The sequence below is a fragment of the Nocardia aurantia genome (assembly GCF_009604425.1).
Lineage (GTDB): Bacteria > Actinomycetota > Actinomycetes > Mycobacteriales > Mycobacteriaceae > Nocardia > Nocardia aurantia.
In genome coordinates, this window is sequence record NZ_WEGI01000001.1 from 579921 (window position 1) to 603510 (window position 23590).

Genomic DNA, 23590 nt, shown 5'->3' on the forward strand with positions numbered 1-23590 from the left:
ATGAGTATCGATCTGCCTCCCGCGTTACAGCCGGTTTCCTATCTGGCGGGCGCGAAATGGCCGGACGGCGACGAGGACAAGATGTTCGCGCTCGCCGATGTGTGGCGGGAGGCGGCCAAGGCGATCTCGGGCGGCTCCGGAGATCTGGTATCCCAGGTCCAGACAGTCGAATCGGCGATCGAAGCCGCGTATGTGTCCGGCCCGGGCCGGGATTCGATGATGACGACCCTGAAGGGCATCACCGACGCCTCGAGTCAGCAGTCGCTGCAGGCCGTCGCGAAATCGCTGAACGATATGGCGGACTCGTGCGATCAGGTCGGTTGCGCGATCCAGTCCAACAAGATTCAGATCATCGTCGGCCTGGCGATCCTGCTGATCGATCTGTCCTGGGCCTTCCTGGCCGGACCGGGCGCACCGGCGCTGGAGGCCGCTGAGATCTCGGCCACCCGCGCGGCGTTGATGATCGCGCGGCGGATCGCGATGGAGATCATCCAGGCGGCCGCGGTCGGTGCGGTCACGCAGGCGGTCACCGATGCGCTCATCCAGTTGATCCAGATCGCACAGCACCACCGGAAGTCGTTCGACTGGAACGAATTCGGCATGGCCACGACCGCCGGTGCGCTCGGCGGCGCCTTCGGTTACGGCGTCGGCAAGGCGCTGAGCAAGACCTTCAGCAAGACGCTCGGCAACGCGATGGAGAACCAGTTCGGCGGCCGGGCGCGCGTGATCACGGAGAACGTGATCATGGGTCTCGGTGGCGGCGTGGGCGGCATGGTCGGTGGTTCGCTCGGCGCGATGGCGTTCACCGGTCATTTCGAACTGACCACGGTCGGTCTGCTCGGCGGTGTGGCCGGCGCCATGTCCGGCGGTGTCCGCGGATACCGGATGACCGCCGGGTCCGTGCACGTGCCGCAGGTCGAGGTGCCGAAGATCAGTGTGCCCGGACACGAGTCGATCCTGAGCGGCGGCGGTCCGCGACCCGAATCCCTCACGGTGCCACCGCCGGAGAAGCCGGGATCGATCGGCTCGCTCGGCACCGACGGATCCGGGAGCCCGAACGGATCCCTCGGCAGCACCAACGGATCGGACGGACTCGGTGCGCAGAACGGCGACACGCTCGGGGGCGGTAAGAACGGCACCGGTGGCAACGGCGTCGGTGGCAACGGCGTCATCACCGCCACCAACGGGAACCGTTCCGGCACCAGCGGATCCGTCATCGACGATCCGGCGGTCGTCAACGGCACCAACCGGGTGGAGACCGGAAGCCGGTCCACGCCGTCCGAATATCAATCGCCCACCGAACCGGTTGTGACGACGAATGGTGAGGCCCTCACCGGCAATCGTTCCGGCACCGGCGGTCTCGGCACGAACGAGACGAACACACCCGGCACCACGGGCAATCGGTCGGGGACCGGTGGCGGTCAGAACGAGCCGGTGCGCGAGCAGCCGTCCACCCCGGTGTCGAGCAGTGATTCGGTCGCCAAGCCGCCACCCGCGTCGCGCAACGACCTGGGCGGGCAGAACAGCATTCGTGCGCAGGACAGCACGTCCGGGCAGCCGAACCAGTCGCGTTCGACCGACAACTCCTCGGAATCGCCGTCGGCACAGCAGCAGCGGACGGGGACCGGCGCGTCCGGTCCCAGCCGCGCCGCTTCCTCGACGAACTCTCCCGAACCGAGTCCGTCGATCACCGCTCGCCGCAACGAGAGCACACCGACGGTCGGAAAGCGCGAGACCGATCCCGAGCAATCGCTGACGGTGAAGCAGACCAACGACGATGTGCCGAACCAGAACCGGTCCGAGCAGCGCGGTAATCAGTCGCGGCCCAACGAGGATCAGCGCGGTAACCCGCTACGGTCCACCGACGATCAGCGCGGTAACCCGTCGCGGCCCAACGAGGATCAGCGCGGTAACCCGCTACGGTCCACCGACGATCAGCGCGGAAACCCGCTGCGGTCCACCGACGATCAGCGCGGAAACCAGCGGTCGAGCGACGATCAGCGGATACGGGATCGTGACGACCCGGCACGTACTGTCGACCGAACCCCGAACAAGCCGACTCCGCCGTCCGAGACCACCCGCGGCCTCGGTAGACGCGACGAGCCGGAGTCCTCGGCCAATCGGTCCCTCCCACCGAGCCTGGACGATCAGCGACCGAGCGCCGCCGTGAAAACCGGTCTCGGCGACGACCACTCGATCCCCGGCGGCAAGCGCACCGACGACGATCGCGCCTCGATCGCCTCCGGCCACTCGGAGACGGTGGGCACACCGGGCCGGCCGTGGTCCGAGGTGACGGTGGGTGGCGAGCGGCCGATGGTCGAGCGCGGTACCGACGAATTCGTCCGGGAGCTACCGGAATTCAAAGGCACCGCACTGCTCGGCGACTCGGAGCACCAGAAGTTCACCGCCCACATCGACGAGCATCGGGTGCAGGTGTTCGATCACGACGGCAACCCGGTGCAATCCTTCGGTAAGTCGAATCCCAGTGGCCTGGCGGGCTTGGCGATTCTGCTGGAGGACCACGGCATCACCACCGTGAAGACGCTGGCCGGCGACCATGGGACCACCCCGGGGCAGATCAGACCGGCCGGCGGCCAATCGTATCGGCCCGGTGAGAAGCCCGGCGGCGCCCCGCCGCGCGAGGAGCATCGGCCGCTGTCGGAGGTCAACCGGCCGAAGCGGTCCTGGAAGGACAGTGCACGGGCGACCGGCGGGTCCGACAACGGCCACAAGACGCACAGCACAGACGGTTCGGGCGAAATCCACCGCAGCACCGGGTCGGTGGCGAAGGAGATGCTGCTGCGCATCCCCGGTGTCGGCCGGCTGTTCCGTTGGCTGTCAAGGGTTTTCGAAAGCGACCCCGCGAACCGCAAGACGCATTTCGACGGAACCGAGGATCCCGTACCGCCCCGGCGCGAGGATCCCGCGCACGAGAACGAGAGCTCGCAGCCGCTGCGCAATCGCCCGGACGGCAAGCCCGGCACCGGATTCCCGGAACCCCTGTTCCTCGACACTCGGGACGCCGAGCAGTTCCGCGTCGTCGCCCACGACGGCAAGCTGTACAGCGCGCGCACCGGCAAGCTGGTGCACACTCCCGACTCCCCGGCCACCCGATGGCCGACCCGCACCCGGCAGCACATGCTCATCCGGGACATGAACGACAACCTGTATCTGGCACCGGATCTGGGCTGGGTTCGCACGCATCAGGCGTTCGACAAGCTCGGGGTGCACACGGCCGCCACCGCGGAGGTCCACCGCGGTGTCCTGCAGTCGGTCACCGACCACTCCGGCGCGTACGTCCCGGACCGCGGCCGGGTGAACGACCTCGTGCACAACATGCTCGGCGACGTCGAGAAGGCCGACAGCTTCGAGCATTTCGACTACAACGGCAAGCGGGTCACCGAGAGCGACGACCACGCCTCGCAGCAGAGCCCGGAAAGTCACGACAGTCCGGGCCCGCACGACGAACCCGGTCACGACGACGGGCCGCCCCGGGATTTCCACGACGAAGCCCGGCAGGTGCTGGAGAACCACGAGAACCACGGCTGGAAGGATCTCAGCGACGAGGAGTTCGGTCCGGCCGTCAAGAACGCGCTCGAGCACGGCAGTGAGCACGAGGCGATGGCGGCCGCGATCGAGGTGATTCGCCGCGACACCGGTAAGACCCTGTACCGGCCGCAGGTGATGGCCGTGCTCGCCATGCAGCACGGGCCGATCGATATGGCCGCGGGTGAGGGTAAGACCCTGGTGTTCCTCGCGGACTCCATGATGAAGTCGTCCAAGGCGAAGGTCGTGCAGGTGTTCACCACCCGCGACAGCCTCGCCCGGGAAGCCTTCGACATCTACAAGAAGGCGCTGGAGCCGCTCGGATTCGACATCATCCGGATGAATCCGGATCGCGCCTACGAGCCGCCGGTCGAAGGCAAGCCGACGATCTACATCGGCACCCAGAACGACGCCGGATTCGGGCAGTTGCGCGGAAATATCGTGCCCGGCCGCCGGGCCGCCATCGATGAGATCGATGAGGCGCTGGTCCACGCCGACACCACCTACATCCTCTCCGACGGTCCGGCCACCGCCGCGGACGAGGGCACCGTCACCCAGGTCCGCAACACCCACGATTTCGTGGAACGGAACGTCGACGAGGGCAAGCTCACCCCGGCCGACTTCGGCCGGGCCGACGGGCAGATCGGCGGACGGGCGGTGCTCACCGACGCCGGGCGCGCCAAGATCGAGGAGCTGACCGGGCAGAAGCTGTCCGAGGCCGACGAGCAGCGGATCAACATGGCCGCGTCGGCCAAGTGGGAGTTCCTCGAGAACGACCACTACATCGTGCACGAGGGCCGGGTGCTGATCATCGATCAGACCACGCACAAGGTGATGTTCGATCCGGAGACCTCCACCGAGAGCCGCTGGAACGGCGGGCTGGCACAGGCGGTCGAGGCTAAGCACGGGCTGACGATCCGCTCCGACTCGGCGAGCTCGAAGAGCCTGACGGCGAGCGAGATGTTCTCCAAGAAGAACTACGACGAGCTGACGGGCGCGTCCGGTACCGCGAAGGGTGTGGCCGGCGAGCTGAAGGCCAACTTCGGCATGAACGACGTCGTCCAGATCCCGCGCAACAAAGAACTCGCGCTGAAGATCGGCGAGGACGCCGTGGCCAAGGACATGGCCGACAAGCACCGGATGATCGCCGACGACGTCGCCGAGAAGCAGGCCGCCACCCGGCAGCCGCAGTTGGTCATCGCGAACCGCAACAGCGAGGTCGCGCATATCTCGAAGCTGCTGGACGACCGCGGGGTCGAGCACATCGCCGTCGACGCGGCCTGGTTCGCGAAGCACGGAGCCAAGGCCGAGGACGACTTGCAGGAGATCTTCCACCAGGCAGGCGAACTCGGCAAGGTGCTGGTGATCAACCGGCAGGGTGGCCGCGGTGTCGACATCCCGGTCGACAAGGCGGTGAGCGAGGAGCAGGGCGGCCTGCACGTCATCATCACCAGCCGGTCCGCGGAATCCCGCGACATCGACATCCAGGCGGAGAACCGCGCCGCGCGTGGTGGGCAGAACGGTAGTGCCCGTTACTATGTCGCGGCCGACGACGACCTGTATGTGCAGACTGACCAGAGTCACGTCAAGACCGCGATCATCCGATACACCAACGCGACCAAGGCGCACGAGGAATCTCCCACGGCGGCCACCGAACAGGCGTTGCGCGAATCGGAAGAGCAACTGCGGAAACTGGTTCCGCAACTCCAGCATTCCGGGGCGGCGCGGCCGACGTCCGTCCGGCCGCCGGTCGTGCAGCAGGACGAGCCGGAAGCGACGCCGCCACAGTCGATCGTGGACGAGGAGTCGCTGCCGGAACCGGAACCGATTCCGCCACCGCCGGTGAACGATCAGTCGGGCACGCCTGCGATGAAAACGGTTGTGTCGCAGGATTCCTCGGCCGTGCAGGAGCCCGAGCACTCGCAGTCGCCGGTGTCGCCGGTATCGCCGTTGCTGTACCCGGAGTCGGATCTGCCGGTGCTGCCGTCGCCGGATTCACTGCTCGACGGACGGCCCGGGCCCGACTTCATGGGCCCGCCGCATCCGTTCGCGCTGCAGCCGCATTCATCGATGTCGGACGTCACCCAGCCGTCGCCGGTGTCGCCGGTGTCGCCGTTGGAGGCGCCGGTGCGGCAGCCGTTCGATTCCCCGGTGGCGGTGCCGACCGAGTTCTCGCAGTCGCCGCCGGGCTCCTTCGTGACGCATCCGACGGAGTCCCCGGTGGTGCATCCGACGGAATCCCCGCTGTCGCAACAGCCGAACTCCCCGGTGATCCAGCCCGCGACCACGCCGCTGATCCAGCCGCCGACCAAGCCGGTGATCCAGCCGCCGACGACGCCGGTCATCCACCCCGGCGAATCACCGGTGATCCAGCCGTTGGACTCGTCGGTGACGCGGCCCACGGAGACTCCGGTGATCCAGCCGGGGGAGTCCCCGGTGATCCAGCCGTTGGACTCGTCGGTGACGCGGCCCACGGAGACTCCGGTGATCCAGCCGACGGACGACGCGCTGGTGCCGCCGCCGGTCCCGGCGCACCAGCCGGTGCCCGAGACGACGGCCTCCGGTGCGCAACCGACCCGGCCGGCCGATCATCCGGCACCGGGCAATACCACCGAACATCCTGCGGTCGTGGGCAATCCGGCCCGGCAACGGACGAGCGTGGCACGCTTCCTCACCGAGGGTGTGCCGAATCAGCAGCTCGCCAGGGCGATCGGGCTCGATCATCGCGGCGCTGGTGCGCTCACCGGCCTTCTCCAGGATCCCGGGCCGCGACTGCAAGCGCTGGAAAACCTGCTCACCGATCTGACCGGCGCCGTGCCCACCGAGAAGAAGGCGCAGGTGCAGGAGCTCACCACCGTGCGGCGCCTGACGGATCTGCTGCGGGACGAGGGAATCGTGCGCGGGTCGACGGCGCCGACCGTCGCTCACGTGGACCGGCTGCTGCACGAATTCCACACCGGAGTCGTCGGCGGCGAGATATCCCCGCTGCACCGCACGCTGCTGCTCGACGTCCTGGACAAGCTGAAGGTGAAGGGCCAGGCGATCACGGTCACCCAGGCCCGCGACGCCTACCGGCAGTTCCTCACCCGGCCCGCCGCCACCCTCGGCGGCCGGGTGGTGCAGGTCCGCGATCTCCCGGCCGAATTCGACCGGCTCACCGCGTCTTCGGCGGTACTCCCGGCCCGACTGCTCATCGCGGGAGTCGGCCGCGACGGCCTGCGCCGGGTACAGGACCGGATGACATCGGATCTGCTGCCGAAGCTGCGCGCCGCCGATCCCGCTCTGGTGCACGAGATTCCGAAGGAGATGAATTTCGCCTGGCTGGGTGGTGAGCTCAGCCCGACAGCGCTGGCCAACATCAAGTCGTGGCTGAAGTCGGCGGGTGATTCGAACTGGTCGTTCACGCTGTGGACGCAGGGCGGCTACGACAAGGTCCGCGCCCAGCTGGCCGGGGACCCCGAACTCGCCGCCGCCGCGGACAAATTCATCGTCCGCGACGATCTGCGCGACATCGTCGCGGACATCGGTGGCGACGAACTGGCCGCCATGTACGAAGTGAGCCTGCAGGCCGGTGCGTTCAACCTGGTCTCGGACATCGGCCGTTACGCGGTGCTGAAATTGCGCGGCGGCGTGTACGCCGACGTGGACCTGGCCCCCGGTCCGGTGAAGCTGGCCGACCTCGCGCCGATGTATCTGCACGAGGACGACGTCCCGGTGTTCGGCCCGCTGATTCGCGACGGAAAATCCTTGAACCGCAAGGAATATCAGGACCTGCCGGTCGAGGAGAGGCTGCGGCGCGAGGTCGAGAATCAGTACCGGGACGGCTGGATGGGCAACCACTTCATCGTGGCGCCGCCGAATTCCCGGTACCTGGCCGATCTCATGACGGCGATTCCGGAAAAGCTCATCGAGCAGTACCACCGGTCGGACGCGGCCGCGATCCGCGCCGACCGCGAGCAGCTCGAGCAGATGTTGCGCGGATTGCTGCAGGCCGAGATCGAGAAGGGCCACAACGACTTCACCCGGGAATACCGGCAGTTGCTGGAATCGCTGCACAGCGGTGGCATCGGGGCCATTCCCGCCGCGGTGCTGCGCCTGCAACAACTCGCGACGCTGCGCGGCGCGCAGCCGCAACTGGCCCGCTACGCCGCCCATATCAGCGGCCCGCTGCTGATGCGGACCCTGAAGGGGCCGGCCGAGACCGTGCACGGCACCATCGCGAACTACGCCGCCCGGGTGTTCGGGTTGAACGCGCTGGTCTCGGCGGATTACGCGGCCGCGATGGATCCCGGCATCCTCGCCGCGTTCAAGGCCCTGGGCTGGCTGACCGCCGAGAGCGACGTGCAGCTCGACAAGACCACCACGACCACGACGACCACCTCGACGGCGACCCCGGCGACCGGCCCGGTCCACACCGCGCCGGTGGTCCCGGTCACGGCGACCACGGCCCACCTCCCGCCGGCTCCGGCCGTGCCGATCACCACCACCACCTCGACCGCGACCCGGCCCCCGGCGGCTCCGCTGGTGTCGCCCACCCACGATCAGCGCCGGGACGAGGCCCGGCTGCTGTTCGACGGCAAGTTCTCCGGGGCGCTGGACGTGGCCCGGCAGCGCGGCCGTGGCGCGGTGATCGACCTGCGGGACAACCTGTCCCGGTCGGCGGATCCGGTGGCGCGGGCGGCCGCGGCGGCGCTCACCCGGCTGCTCGCCGCGCCCGATCCGGAACGGGCCTTCACCGAACTGCGTGCCCGGCGCTGGTCCCCGACCGCGGCGCAGTTGCAGGCGTTGCACGCGGCCGGGCTCGAACCGGCCATGGTCGAGGCCAACGGGAACTGCCTGTTCGAATCCTTCGTGATCTCCTCGGGCAGTACGAAGGATCATCTGACCGTCCGGGACGAGGCGGTCGGCCACATCGTGGCGAACCGGGCGACGTTCCTCGCGCTCTATCACCCGGAGGGCGTCGCGGAGCAGGATCGCGCGGTGAGATTCGATCGGGACCTGCGGCAACTGCGGTCGTCCGGGGTCTACAACAACGATCTGGCCGATCTGTTGCCGCGGGCGATCACGGAATCGCAGCACACGACGATCGCGATCATCGATGATCGATGGCCGGCGCCGATCGGCGATCCGGCGACCGCCGGCGCGGTGCTGGTCCGCGTCGATTACGGTGGCGGCCATTATCACGCCGGCGTCCGGCCGGCGGCCGCCGATCTCGGCGGGCAGCGCGCTCGGCCCAGCGGACCGGCGCCGTCCACCGCGCCGCGGTCCGGTCCGGCATCCTGGCAGCCCATGGGCGATGTCGCCGATCCGATGTTCACCACCCTGGCCCGGATGTTCAATGCCGGTTCCGCGCACCAGGTCCGGTCGATGCTCGCCGCCGAACTCCAGCAGAATTCCGCGCATCATCGGCAGACGATGCTGTCCGAGCGCGCGCTGGCCCAGTGGGCCGCCGAGCGCACGCAACGACAGCGGTTCGACGCGCGCGCCGCTACCGACGCGGCGTTCGCGGCGGCGAACAAGGCGGCGGAAGATCAACGGCGGCAAGCGTTCGACGCGAATTTCGCGCGGGAATCCGATGCCCGGCTGCGCCGCGCGATCGCCCAATTGCACAATCCGGCACACGATTTCGAGCGGCATCCCGTCCTCGACGCCGACCTCACGCATCGGGAGTTGCTGGTCCTCGCGGGTCATCGGTTCGGTGTCAACCTGGTCCTGGAGCGGCCCGCCGGCCCGCCGGCCCGGATCGCGGAACCCCACCGGCGGCAGACCTTCCACGTGCGCCGCGCCGCGCCCGGCCGCTACGAGATCGGACTCAACGCCGACGGCTCGCTGTTCGCGGCGGTGCGTCCGATCGAGCCTGCCGCGCAACCGATTCCGGGCGCGATCCCGCGCGAGGAGATCCCGGCGCCGTTGACCCGGGTGCTCGCGTCGCGGGGGGTCCCGCTGCTCGACGGCGCGGTGCTCGGGCCCAACTACGCCGGGGAGAACCGGCCGATCCGGACCGTCACCCAGCTCGATCTCGGCCTGACCGAACGGGAATGGGCCGATCGCACGTCGAAGCTGAACACGCCGAAGTTCCAGTTCTCGACCCCGACCCACTACATGACGGCGGAGGAACGCGAGCAGCATCGCATCTTCGTCGGGCCGGACGGCCGGTTGTACCAGGCGCGCGACGGTGCTCCCTTCACCACCCCGGGCGCGAAATTCGTCATGGACGAATTCGGCAACCTGTACTCGGGCAACACCACGGTGGTGACGTTCCACTCCTCGTTCCTCGGCGGCCGGACCGTCACGGGCGCCGGGTATCTCGTCGTGGACAACGGCGTGCTGCGCGTGATGACCGACCACAGCGGCCATTACCGCCCGCGGTACGAGATGAACGACTACGCCTTCGATCTGCTGCGCCGCCAGGGCCTGGTACCGGCCTCGAACTTCGAACGCCGCGGCTTCGATCCGACCCATCGCACCGGCCTCGCCGGGCCGGTGCGGGAACGGATCGGTGAGCAGGCGCGGCAGGCCGCCGAGGTCGCCCGGTTGCGCCGGGTGCTGCTCGCGCAGGACGCGGTGCTGAGCCGGCGCGAGCGGCTCGCGAATTCGCCTGTGGTGCAGGGACAACTACAGATGGAGCGCGAGGAACTCGCGGCCCGCGACCGCGACCTCACCGCCTGGACGCAACTGCTGGCGCAGGGCAAGGTGCGGCCCTCGGTGGATCTGGACCTGTGGGCGCATCCCGCGCCGGCGTCCGAACAGGATCGCATCGTGCCGCCGGGGTTCCCCGCCCCGTCGCGCACCGTGACCGACGTCCGCACCCGCACAGGGGAACTGGTGACCTGGTGGCAGACCCACGGCCGCCGGTGGTGGCACGATCTGCACGTCACCGACCTCGCCCCGGAATACCAGCGCCGGCTGGCGATCGACTTCCCGGAACTGCGCAATGCCGAGGGCATTCCGGCCGAGGTCCGCAACACACTGAACCGCCTCTACATCGATGCGGAACTGGCGCACCTGGACGGAAGACCCAACCTGTCGCCGATGGAACAGCAACGGCGGCAGAACCTGCGGAACACGCTCGGCGCCCTCTACGACGCCGGGCTGGAGGCGTGGCTGACCGCCGGGCAGGCCGGGCTCGACCCGCCACCGGTCCACCTGCTGCGCTTCGAACCGGACGCGTTCGACGGGCGCGGTGTGGTGGTGCTGGGATTCGGTGACATCGATCTCGCGAGTTCGGTCGCCTGGCACGCGACCGGTCTCCAGGCCGCGCCGGTGTCGATGTCCGGTGAGTTGTCCACCGGCATGGCGCATTACGTCGAGACCGCGAAGGCGAATCCCACCGGAGAGTCGGCCGCCGTGGTCTGGCTGGACCATGGTGGAGCGACCGGATCCGGTTCGCGGACAGCGGTTTCCGGGACGCCACAGCAGGAGCGGGCCCGCCGGTTGCGGACCGCCTTGACGACCTTCGACAAGGCCCGCCGGACCGCCGCGGGCGGCGAGCCCGGCGTCCGGGTCCAGGTGTTCGACGGCGCCACGGCGACGAGGGGTCAGGTGACCGGCGCCAACGGCGCCACCGTCGGCGTGCACTACGCGGTCGCGGAGGTGATCTCGGAACTCGAGCGGCACGGCCATGTGGCGATGCCCGCGCTGAACGACACCGCCGATACGACGATCCCGACCGGCACCCCGGCGCCGGCGCAGTCGCATCCGAACCCGTCGCAACAGCACGACGAAGCGCCGCAGGTCGCCGGTGACACCGGTGCGCCGGCGCAGCAGCTGCGGAACTGGTTCGCGCGCAACGTCTTCAACGACGCCTTCGACCGGGCCGTACGCGGGCGGCCGGTGCGCGACGGCACGGTCACCGATCCGGAGCGCACCGATCTCACGGGCCTGTCGCGGGACGCGCTGGAACCGGTGGCGGGCCCCGGCCTGTTCACCGAGGGAACTCCCGAATCCGGCGCCGCCTGGCAGGATTACGAGGTCGCGGACTTCTTCCACTGGATGGAGACCGGTATCGCACCGGCCGACGCGATACCCGCGCCGCAACGCCACGACGGAATCGCCGCACCGGTCGCCGCCGCCACCGGGCAGCCGACTCAGCCGCACTCACAGGCGATTTCGTTCGACAACCTGCATCGCTACATCGCCCCCGCCGTCGAGGAGTGGATACCGGGTGACCGCACGGTGGTGCTGGACGACAACGGCACCGCGCACCGATTCGACGGCGACGGCTGGCGGCGCGTCGCCGGCCCGACGATCACCGCGCAGGGCACCGGCCGCGAATACATCGGCCTGGTGCCCTGGGATCAGGAGAACGACGACAACCCGATCTGGGTGAGCAAGGGAATCGTCGCGCGGGCCTTCGAGGAGCAGAAGGCGGGCTGGTTCTCCTCGAAGAAGTATCTGATGCCCAAGGCGGGCATGTTCTTCGACGGCGACGACGGACGCGTGGTAGCGCTGCCGCCGGGATCCCCGGTCACCGTCCGGCCGGTGGAGCTGTCCGACGGCACAGTGGACACGAGCCGGACCCTGGTCCGGGATCCCGGCGACCGGGACCCCCGTACCGCGTGGCGCCGGATGCCGACGGCCGTCACGGGGATCCGGATGTCGCCGTTGCGTACCTTCACCGATCCGCTGTGGGGTCCGCAGGGCCCGCGGGAATCGGATGTGCGCCAAGGCGAATTGGGCGACTGCTACCTGATCTCGAACATGATCGAGCTGTCCCGCAGCCCCGAGCTGCTCCAGGAAATGATGCGCGACCTGGGTGATTCGGTCGCGGTGCGGTTCTTCGACAAGAATCGCGACGAGGTCTGGATCAAGGTGTCCAAGGACCTCTACCTCACCCCTCGCGGCACCGCCCGCAACGCGGACGTCCGCGGCGGGGCACTGTGGCCCGCGATGCTGGAGAAGGCGTACGCGGTGTTCCGCGGCGGCGAGAAGGGTTACGTCGGAATCGACGGCGACTCCTCGCACGCCGCCGCCGCGGCCCTGATGCCGGAGACTCTGCCGGGCAGCGCCCGGCCGCGTCCCGGACGCACGGTGGGCGACAGCTATTTCCTGCATCCGATGCGGCTGGATCTCGACACGCTGCACCGAACACTCGGCGGCGACCTGGAATTCGCGCGCGCGATCGGTTCCATGCAGATCGAATGGAACGAGGCGATACAGGCGCACGTCGCCCGGGAACGCAATCCGTTCGGCCTCGAAGAGGACGAAGAACGGATGCAGTTGCTGCTGGCGCAGCACGGCGGTGATGTGTCCGCGGCCGTCCACGCCTTCATGGACCACATCCGATGGCAGAATCCGGCGCTCAGCGACGCGTTCCGGAATTTCGTGCAACGGCGGCTCACTCCGGATCAGCTGACTCGGTGGGCCCCGCAGATCGAACGGCTCGTCGGTCTCGCCGCCTCGGACGAACAGTGGCGCACCGCCACACCGGATCCGGTCGTGACGCAAACGGTCGCCGAACGCGTCCAATATGCCCTGGACCGTGGCGATCTGGTGATGATCGACACCCGGAGGTGGGGCGCGCGCCGCGAGGACCTCGTGGAATTCCCCGGCCTGGTCAGCACACACAGTTACGCGGTGCTCGGGGTCGAGCGGAACGCCGCCGGGGATCCGGTGTCGCTGGTCCTGCGCAACCCGTGGCGCCGGCACGCGCCGATCGGGGCCGCACCCGCGCAGCCGATGCCCGGAATCCGGTACGGCGCCGACGGTCTGCTGTACGTGGGGCTGGAACATCTCGGCAAGTTCGGCGGGATCACGGTCAGCGGCGCCGGCGCCCGGGGCCTGTTCGGCATCGACCGGGTGGCGGAGACCACCCTCGATCGCGCGGTGCGCACCGGCACCTCACCGGCCACCGCGGTCGGCGTTGTGCCGGCCGTGGCAGCCGAAACAACGCCCGGCCGTACGAGTTTGGCGACCTTCCTGTCCCGGGGCACACCGGAACAGCAACTGGCGAAGGCGATCGGCCTGCACCATCACAGCGACCGGATCACCGGCCGCTTCCAGGATCCGGGACCGCGGTTGCGGGCGCTGGAGTCGCTGCTCACGGACCTGGGCGGTGTCCCGGCCGGCGACGCGGCGCGGGTCCGGGAACTGACCATCGTCCGGCGACTGTCGGATCTGTTGCGGGACTCCGGAATCGTGGCCGGTACGACGGCCCCGGCCGTGGCGCACGTCGATCGGTTGATCTCCCGATTCCACACCGGGACTGCGCTCGGACCGGTGACCGACCTGCATCGGACGCTGCTGCTGGACGTGCTCGAGGCCGTGAAGGTGCCGGGACAGGCGACCTCGGTCGCCCGGGCCCGCGCCGCCTACTTGCAGTTCCTCACCAGACCCGGTGCGGTCCTGGGCAACAGGCGACTGACGGTCGCCGACGTCGTCACCGAATTCCCGCGGTCGACGGCCACGAGCGCCGTACTGCCGGCCCGGTTGCTCATCGCCGGTGCGGCGCGAGCCGGTCTCACCCGGACGCACGCGCGGATGTCCGCGGAGCTGATGCCGCAGCTGCGCGCCGCCGATCCCACTCTGGTGCACGAGATTCCGAAGGAGATGAATTTCGCCTGGTTCGGAGGTGAGCTCAGTCCGTCGGCACTGGCGAACATCAAGTCGTGGGTGAAATCGGCGGGCGACTCCGACTGGACCTTCACCCTGTGGACCCAGGGCGGCTACGACCGGGTCCGGGCCCAGCTGGAGCGGGATCCGGAACTCGCCGCAGCCGCGGGCAAATTCGTCGTCCGGGACGATCTGCGCGACATCGTCGACGACGTGGGCGGCGGCGAGTTGGCCGCGATGTACGAATTGGGTCTGCGGACAGGCGCTTTCAACCTGGTCTCGGACATCGGGCGCTACGCCGTGCTGAAACTGCGCGGTGGCGTGTACGCCGATGTGGACCTGGCGCCCGGGGACGTGAAACTCGCGGACCTCGCGCCGATGTACCTGCACGAGGACGATATCCCGATTCTCGGCCCACTGATCCGCGACGCGTCCGGTCTGGAGGATATGGATCAGACCCTGCCCCGCGCGGAGCAATTGCGGCGCAAGGTCGAGGAGTCCTACCGGGACGGCTGGATGGGTAACCACTTCATCGTGGCGCCACCGAATTCCCGGTACCTCGCCGACCTGATGACGGCGCTTCCCGGTCAGATCCTCGCCGAGTACCACCCGCAGGATCAGGGCCCGTTCCTGGCGGATCAGGCGCAGCTCGAGCAGATGCTGCTCGACGTGGTGGAGGCCGAGAGCAAGGGACAGCTCACCGACGTGGGCCGGGAATACAAGCAGTTGCTGGAGGAACTGCGCACCGGCGGGATCGCGGCACTGCCGGCCGCGCTGCTGCGCCTGCAGACGCTGGCGGCGCTGCGCGGGCTGCCGGTCGAATTGGCCCTGCTCGCCGCGTATCTCACCGGTCCGATGCTGATGCGGACCGATATGGCCAGGCCGGAGGCGCTGCACGGCGGCATCGCGCACTACGCCCGCCGGGTGTACGGACTGACCTCGATGTCCGACGCCGACTACGCCGCGGTCATGGACCCCGGCGTCCTCACCGCGTACCAGGCGCTGGGCTGGCTGACCGACGAGAGTGAGGCGCAACTCGGCAAGCAGGCGTCCGCGGCCGCCGGCACCGGACAGCCGGCGGCGGCGGTCGCCGCGACCGCGGCGGTGACGGCCACGACCACCGGTCATCCCGAGGCGGACTGGGTGGCGGCGCCCACGGCCGACCACGACGATCGGCGGGCCGCGGCGCGGTCGCTGTTCGACGGCGACTTCTCGCAGGCGCTCGCGTTGTCCCGCGGTCACGGTCGCTACAGCCTCGAGATCCTCCGGAACATCCTCGCCCGGCGCGGCGATGCCGAGGCCGCGGTGGCCGCCGCGGCGTTGGAGCGGATCCTGCGCGCCGACGACATGGACCGCGCGTTCGACGAGTTGCATTCGCTGGTCTGGGCTCCGGACCGGGCCCAGCTCCAGGCCGTGGCGGCCGCCGGCCTACAGCTGAAAACCGTTGAACCGGACGGCAATTGCCTGTTCCAGTCGTTCGTCGCGGCATCCGGCAGCCGGAAGGCCCATCTGCAGGTCCGCAACGAGGCGATCGCGCACATCCAGGCCGACCGAGCCGCCTTCTTCGCCCTCTACCATCCGCAGGGGGTGGCGGACGCGGACCGGGCCGCGCACTTCGACCGGGAACTGGCCGAGCTGCTCAGCAGCGGCGTCTACAACAACAACCTGGCCGACCTGCTGCCCAAGGCGATCTCCGAATCGCAGCGCACCACGATCGCGATCCTCGACGACCGCTGGGCCACCCCGATCGGCGACCCGGCCACGGCGACCGCCGTGCTGGTGCGCGTGGATTACGGTGGCGGCCACTATCATGCGGCGGTCCGGCCGGAGGTGGAACAGACCACGCCGGTGACCGCGCCGGCGACCGGCCCGGCGACCTGGGAGCCGGTGACCGCCGCGCGTGATCCGCTGTTCACCACGCTGGCCCGGACCTTCAACGCCGGTACCTCCGACGACGTGCGCTGGGCGCTCGCCGAGACCCTGGAGCAGGATTTCCGGAACTACCTGGACACCCTGCAATTCGGTCCGCTCGAGGCCGCCTGGGCGGAGGAACAGCGCCGCCGGCAGGAGTTCGACGACTGGGTCGCCGCCGAACCCGGCACGCGGGCACCGTATCTGGACGGGGAACGCCATCAGCGGGAGCAGTTCGATCGCGACCACTGGTTGCAGTCCGCCGACCGGATCCGGCAGGTGATCGCGTTGTTGCGCGATCCCGGCCACGATTTCGAGATCCACTCGTCCCGCAACGCCGATATGACGCATCGGCAATTGCTGATGCTCGCGAGCCACACGTTCGGCGCCAACATCGTCGTGGACCACGGCGCCGGGGCGGGCACGGTCGTGTCGGAGTTCCCGCAGGGCAAGACCGTTCATCTGCGCAGCACCACTCCCGGCAGCTACGAGATCGGGCTCAACGCGGACGGATCGCTGTTCTCGGCGGTCCGCCCGCGCGAACCGGCAGCGCATCCGGCGCCGGACGCCATACCGCGCGAACAGATTCCGGCCGCCTTCGACAAGGTGCTGGCGTCCCAGGGAATTCCGCTGCTCGACGGCGCGGTGCTGGGCCCGAACTACGCGGGCGAGAACCGGCCGATCCGAGTGCTCACGAATGTCGAACTCGGCCTGACCGATGCGCAATGGGCGGCGCGCACCGCGACGCTGAACACCCCGAAGTTCCAGTTCTCCACGCCGACGCACTACATGACGGCGGCGGAGCGCGAACAGCATCGCCTGTTCATCGGCCCGGACGGCCGCCTGTACCAGGCGTTCGACGGCGCCCCGTTCCACACGCCCGGCGCGAAATTCGTGATGGACGAATTCGGCAACCTGTACGCCGGTGACACCACGGTGGTGTCGTTCCATTCCTCGTTCCTCGGCGGCCGGACGGTCACCGCCGCGGGCTATCTCATCGCGGACAACGGCCGGCTGCTGGTGATGACCGACCACAGCGGCCACTACCGGCCGCGGCCGGAGATGAACGACTTCGCCCTGGACCTGTTGCGGCGCCGCGGTTTGCAGATCCCGCCGGGATTCGAGCGCCGGGTCTTCGACGAGACGCACAACGGCCTCAACGGCGCGGTGCGCGAGCGGACCGGGGAACTGGCCCGGCAGACCGCGGAGGTCGCGCGATTGCGGCGTCTGCTGGCCGCACAGGGCCGGGTGCTGCGGCAACGCGAAAGGCGTGCCGGCACACCGGAAACACGTCTGCAACTGCTGACGGAACGCGCACGGCACGAGCGCTCGCAGCAGGACCTCCAGGACTGGTCGCGACTGCTCGAACGCAATCAGGTGCGTCCGTCGACCGAGGTGGACCTGTGGTCGCATCCCGAACCGGTGTCCGAACAGGACCGGATCGTGCCGCCGGAATTCCCGCGCGCGGCACGGTCGAATCCGGACGCGGCCGACCGGACCCACCGGCTGGCCACCTGGTGGCGGCAGCACGGCCGGCAGTGGTGGAACGATCTGCGGTTCGCCGACCTGTCCCAGGAGTACCAGTACCGGCTGGCCCTCGATTACCCGGAACTCCGCAATGCCGACGGCATTCCGGCGGTCGTGCGTGACACGCTCAATCGAACCTATCTCGAGGTGGAGCTGCGCAAGCTCGCCGAGAACGCCACGCCGACACCGCGGCAGGGACTACGGCAGCAGAACCTGGAGAACATGCTCGGTGTCCTGTTCGACGCCGAACTAGAGGCCCGGCTGACCGCCGCTCGCACCGGAATCGCCACGCCGCCGGTGCATCTGCTGAAATTCGATCCGGACGCGTTCGACGGTCGCGGCGCGGTGGTGCTGGCCTTCGGCGACATCGACACGGCGTCCGCCGTCACCTGGCACGTGACGCGCGGTGACACCCCGCCGACCACGATCGCCCCGGAAACGGCCGCCGCGATGGCGCAGTTCGCGCGGGATTCGGGCGGGCCGCCGATCGCGTCGGTGGTGTGGTCCGACCATCGAGGGACAGGCGGAACTCGTTCGCCGGCAACATGGTTCGGAACCTCGCCGGCGGCCCGCACGAGCGCGTTGCGGAATGCGTTGTCCGCCTTCGGCGCGGCCCGTCGCGCGACCACGATCGACGAGGACGATGTCCCGGTGCGGATCGTCGACGCGACCATCGGTGCCGGCCCCGCGCGCACCGGAACCGAGGTGACGGATCGGGCCGGCGATCCCGCCGGGATCCGGTCCGCCGTAGCCGCTGGGGTCACGAAAACCGAAGGCGCACCGCACGTCACGGCATCCGCACCGTCGTCCGACCATACCGGGAGTACCGTTCCCGCGACCGCCGACGAGGTATCGGCGGCGATCGAATCGGCCCGTGGCCGTGGGTTTTCCGTGAACTTCCCGTCCCGCGCCACCTCGGACCGGCAGCTGGCCGAGGCGATCGGCCTGCACCACCGGCACGACCGGTTGACGGGCCGGTTCCACGATCCGAGACCGCAGCTGCGGGCGCTGGAGAATCTGCGCGCGGCCCTGTCCGGGCCGGCGCGTGCCGACCGGGCGGAGCATGTCCGGGACCTCACCACGGTCCGGCGCCTCGCGGATCTGCTGCGGTCCGAGGGCATCGTGCGCGGTTCGGCGCTGCCGACCGTCGCGCACGTCGATCAGCTGCTGGCCCGATTCGACACCCGCCGCACCGCGACCCCGATGCAGCGGGCCCTGCTGCTCGACGTGCTGGATCGGCAGAAGGTCCCGGGCCGGCGGCTGACGGTGGTCGAGGTCCGAAATGCTTACCGGCAGTTCGGCACCCGTGCGGTCGGGTCCCCACAGCGGCTCACCGTCGACGGTGTGTCCCGCCGATTCGACCAACTGACGGCCAGCGGCGCGGTGCTGCCGGCGCGGTTGCTCATCGCGGGTGTCGACCGGGACGGCCTGCGGCGGCTGCGCGATCTGATGACCGCGAACCTGATGCCGCAGTTGATCGCCGCGGACGCGAGCCGGGTGCACCCGGTACCGCGGGAGATGAATTTCGCGGTATCGGGGCGTGCGCTGACGCCGGCGGAGCTCGCCAATATCAAGGCGTGGATGACGTCGGCCGGTGAGACCGGATGGACCTTCGCGCTGTGGACCGAGGCCGGCAACGACCGGCTCCGCGACCAGTTGGCGAACGACCCGGAGATGGCCGCGTTCGCCGGCAGATTCACGGTGCGCGACGATCTGGCGGATGTCGTCGCCCGGGTCGGCGATCAGGCGCTGGCGGACACCTACCGGGCGGCCGTGAGCTCCGGCGATACGCGCGTCACGGCGGAGATCGGCCGCATCGCGGTGTTGCTTTCCCGCGGTGGGATATTCGCCGATCCCGGCCTGGCGCCCGGGGCCGTACGGCTGGCCGATGTCCAGCCGATGCAGTTGCACGAGAACGACATTCCGATCTTCGCGCCGATGCTCTTCGACCGCCCGGTGCCATCGGAGATCGAGGGGCTCACCCATTCGGAGCAGGTGCGGCGGGAGGTCGACCTGCAGTATCGGCGCGGGCAGATGAACGACCGGTTCATGGTCGCGCCGCCCGGTTCGCGGTACCTCGCCCACCGCCTGGCGATGATCGTGGCGGATCCGAACACCACCCAGCAGGCCGATTTCGACGTCGTCGCGAACACGATCTCGGACTACGTGCTGGACGTGTTCGGGCTGACCCTGGCGTCCGGGGACCATGCCGCCACGCTCGACGCGACGGTTCTCGCGGCGTTCAAGGCGTCGGCCTGGTCGACGAACAAGGGGACGGTGCCGTTCGCCGCGGTGGCGGCCGCCGATGCGGCTACGGCGACCGACACCACGCCCGCTTCGGTCACCCCGGCCGCCGTGAACCCCGTCACCCCCACGGCGCCGGTCACGACCGGGCGCCCGGTGTTCACCGCCGGGCCCGAACAGCTCCGGGACGCGGCGCGGGCGCTGTTCGACGGCATCTACTCCGGGCCGCTGGACCTGGCCCGGCGGCAGGGCCGCGACGGCCTCGTCACGATGCGGGACACGATCTCCCTACTCCCCACCTCCGAGGCCCGTGCGGCCGTCGCGGGCCTGGATCAGCTCCTGAACGCGACCGACCTCGAGGCCGCCGTCGCCGAATTGCGAACCTATCGGTGGGCCCCGAGTCACTCGCAGACCGCGGCACTGCGGGCGGCGGGCCTGACGCTGACCGAGGTCGCGGCCGCCGGCAACTGCATGTTCCAATCGTTCGTCGTCGCCTCGGAAAGTACGAAGCACCACTTGACGATTCGCGACGAGGCGCTCGACTACATCGCGGCGAACCGTGCGGTCTTCCTGGGGCTCTACCATCCGCGCGGCGTGGCCGACCAGAACCGCGCGCGGACGTTCGACCACGAACTGAAGCAATTGCGCACCGCCGGTGTCTACAACAACGATCTGGCGGATCTGCTGCCCCGGGCGATCGCGGAATCACAGGGAAAGACGATCGCGATCATCGACGAACGGTGGCCGACCCCGGCGGCCGACATCGCCGCCGCGGACGCCGTGCTGGTTCGAATCGACTACGGCGGCGGTCATTATCACGCGGCGGTGCGCCTCACCGCCGCGGCGGCCACCCAGCAACCGGCCACGGTCGCCCCGCGGTCCGGTCCCGCGGCCTGGGAACCGATGGGTATCACCGCGGATCCGATCTTCGCCACGCTGGCGCGGATGTTCGACGTCGATTCCGTGCGGGAGATACGGCGACTGCTCGCCGCCGAACTGCAGCGAAATCTTCCGCACTATCGGCAGACGATGATCTCGGAGGCTGCGGCCGCACAATGGGCGGCCGAACGCGTCCGGCGGCAGAACCATCTGGTCCGGGCCGCCGCGGATCCGGCCTGGGCCGCCGCCAACGCCGGCCTGGAGCGGCAGATCCGAGATGTGTTCGACCAGAATTTCCGGGACCGGACGAATACCCGCCTGCAACGCGCGCGCACCCAATTGCTCGATCCCACACACGATTTCGAGCCACATCCGGTGCGCGAGGGCGATCTCACGCACCGCGAGTTACTGGTGCTGGCGTCCCGCGCGTTCGGCGCCGATATCGTGCTGGAAAATTCCTCGGGACCGCCGATCCACGTCACCGAACACGAACGACGGGGCACTCTCCATCTGCGCCGCACTGCGGCGGGGCAGTACGAGATCGGTGTGAACGCGGACGGTTCGCTGTTCTCGGCGGTTCGCCCGATCGAGCCGGCCGCGGTGCCCGTGCCGGGAGCGATTCCGCGCGAGCAGATTCCGCCGCCCTTCGATCGGGTGCTGGCGTCGCAGGCGATCCCGCTGCTCGACGGCGCGGCGCTCGGGCCGCACTACGCCGGCGAGAACCGCCCGGTGCGGGTGCTCACGGATCTGAAACTCGGCCTGAGCGCCAGACAATGGGTCAAACGCACTGCGAATCTGAAACCTCTCCGGTTCCGGGGCAAACCCCCGACTCATTACATGACGCCGGAGGAGCGCGAGCAGCACCGTATCTTCGTCGGCCCGGACGGCCGGCTGTATCAGGCGCGGGACGGCGCGCCCTACCACACCACCGGCGCGAGATTCGTCATGGACGAATTCGGCAACCTGTATTCCGGGGACGGCGCGATGGCGCGATTCCATTCGTCGTTCCTCGGCGGCCGGACGGTCACGGCCGCAGGGTATCTGGCGGTGGACAACGGCTCGTTGCGCATCATGTCCGACCACAGCGGCCATTACGCGCCCCGGGCCACGATGAACGACTACGCCCTGGATCTGCTGCGCCGGCGCGGACTGCGGCCGGCGCCGAACTTCCAGCGGCGGCGCTACGACGACTCACGGCGCAGCGGTGTCGGCGGGCCGCTGCGCGAGCGGAGGGGGGAGCGCGCCCGGCAGACCGCCGAGGTGGCCCGCCTGCGCCGGATCATCGCCGCGCACGACGCGGTGCTCAGCCGGCGTGAGCGGTCCGCCGCCACGACGACGGTGCGCGGGCAACTCGCCACGGAACGGGGAGCGCTCACCGCCCGCCAGGCCGACGTCGACGCCTGGGCGGCCCTGTTGCACCAGGGGCGGGTGCGGCCCTCCGCCACGGTCGATCTCTTCGCGCACCCCGAGCCGGCCTCCGAGCGGGATCGCATCGTCCCGCCGGAATTCCCGATGGCGGACCGGAAGCTGACCGATGCGCGGGCACGCACCGCGGAACTCGCGAAGTGGTGGCGCGAACACGGCGAGACCTGGTGGGAGCATCTGCAATTCACCGATCTGGCGTCGGAGTACCAGCGCCGCCTGGCGATCGATTTCCCGGACCTGCGCAACGGTCACGGTATCCCCGCGGCGGTGCGAAACACCCTCAACCGCGCCTACATCGACGCGGAGTTGCGCAGGCTGGACGGGATCGGCACGCCGTCGCGGGAGCAGACGCAACGGCGGCGGAACCTGGAGACCGTGCTCGGCGTCATCTACGACGCCGAGCTCGAATCCTGGCTGAACTCCGGCCGGACCGGAACCCAGCCGCCGGTTCAGGTCCTGAAACTCGCCCCGGACAACTACGCCGGTCGAGGTGCGCTCGTACTGGGTATCGGCGACGTCGACCTCGCCGACACGATCGTGTGGCGGGCCGCCGCCAGCGATACCGCGCTGGCCTCGATGTCGCGCGAATTGTCCGCCACCATCGACCATTACGTCGATGTCAAGCAGTCGAATCCCGCCGCCGAGACCGCCGCCGTGGTGTGGGTGGACCACCGGATCCCGGCCGGAGCCGGCTCGCGCGACGTACCGCGGTCGCAGCGTTCCCGCCGGCTGGACAACGCGATGACCGCCTTCCGTGAGGCGCGCGTGGCCAATTCGACGACCGAGCCGACCATCCACCTGTTCGACGCGGGCCTCAACGGGAAGACCACCGCGAATCCGTTGCCCGGACAGGTTTTCGACGGCACCGGCAAACCGGTCGGAACGCACTTCGCGGTGGCGCCGGTTGTGCCACGCGACCGTGTGCCGGTGGCCCCGGTGGCGATTCCGCTGTTCCCCGGAATGACGCGGCCGGAAGACGACGAGCAGGATCTGTTCGAGGTGGTCTTCGCGACCACTGCGCTGCGAAGCTTGTTCGCGCGCAACGTGTTCAACGACCCGTTCGATCGGGCGGTGCGCGGCCGGCCGATGCGGGACGGGACCGTCGCCGATCCGGAGTTCGCGGACATGTCCGAGGACGCGCGGAATCCGCTGGCGGCGAAGGGTTTGTTCGTCGACGATCCCGCAACCGGTACGCAGTGGGGCGACAACGAGATCGCGGATTTCTTCGCCCGGGTGGAAGCCGAGGCCGGGCCCGCCACCACGGCACCGCAGGCCGCCCCCGCCACACCGGCGCCGTCGATACCGGCTGCGCCGCAGACCGAAGAGTTGCGGAAGCTGACATCCGTCACCGTTCTGCCGGCCGGCTGGAAGGTTCCGGCCGATCGAATGCTGGTGCCGGACATGACCGGTGCCACCCACCGATTGGATGTCGGCAGCCGCTGGCGGCGGACCGCCGGCGCACCGATCACCGACGCCGTCACCGGTCGCACATTCGTCGGACTGGTTC

The 23590-nt window shown here is 69.4% G+C and carries 1 protein-coding gene (running past one end of the window); it reads left to right on the forward strand.

The genetic code is table 11. From position 1 onward, the window contains the following. Window positions 1-23590 carry the 5' portion of a C2 family cysteine protease gene (locus NRB56_RS02545; RefSeq protein WP_153338801.1) on the forward strand. The gene runs 17054 nt beyond the window's last position, so the window shows 23590 of its 40644 coding nt (coding positions 1-23590); the start codon lies at window positions 1-3; the stop codon falls past the right edge of the window.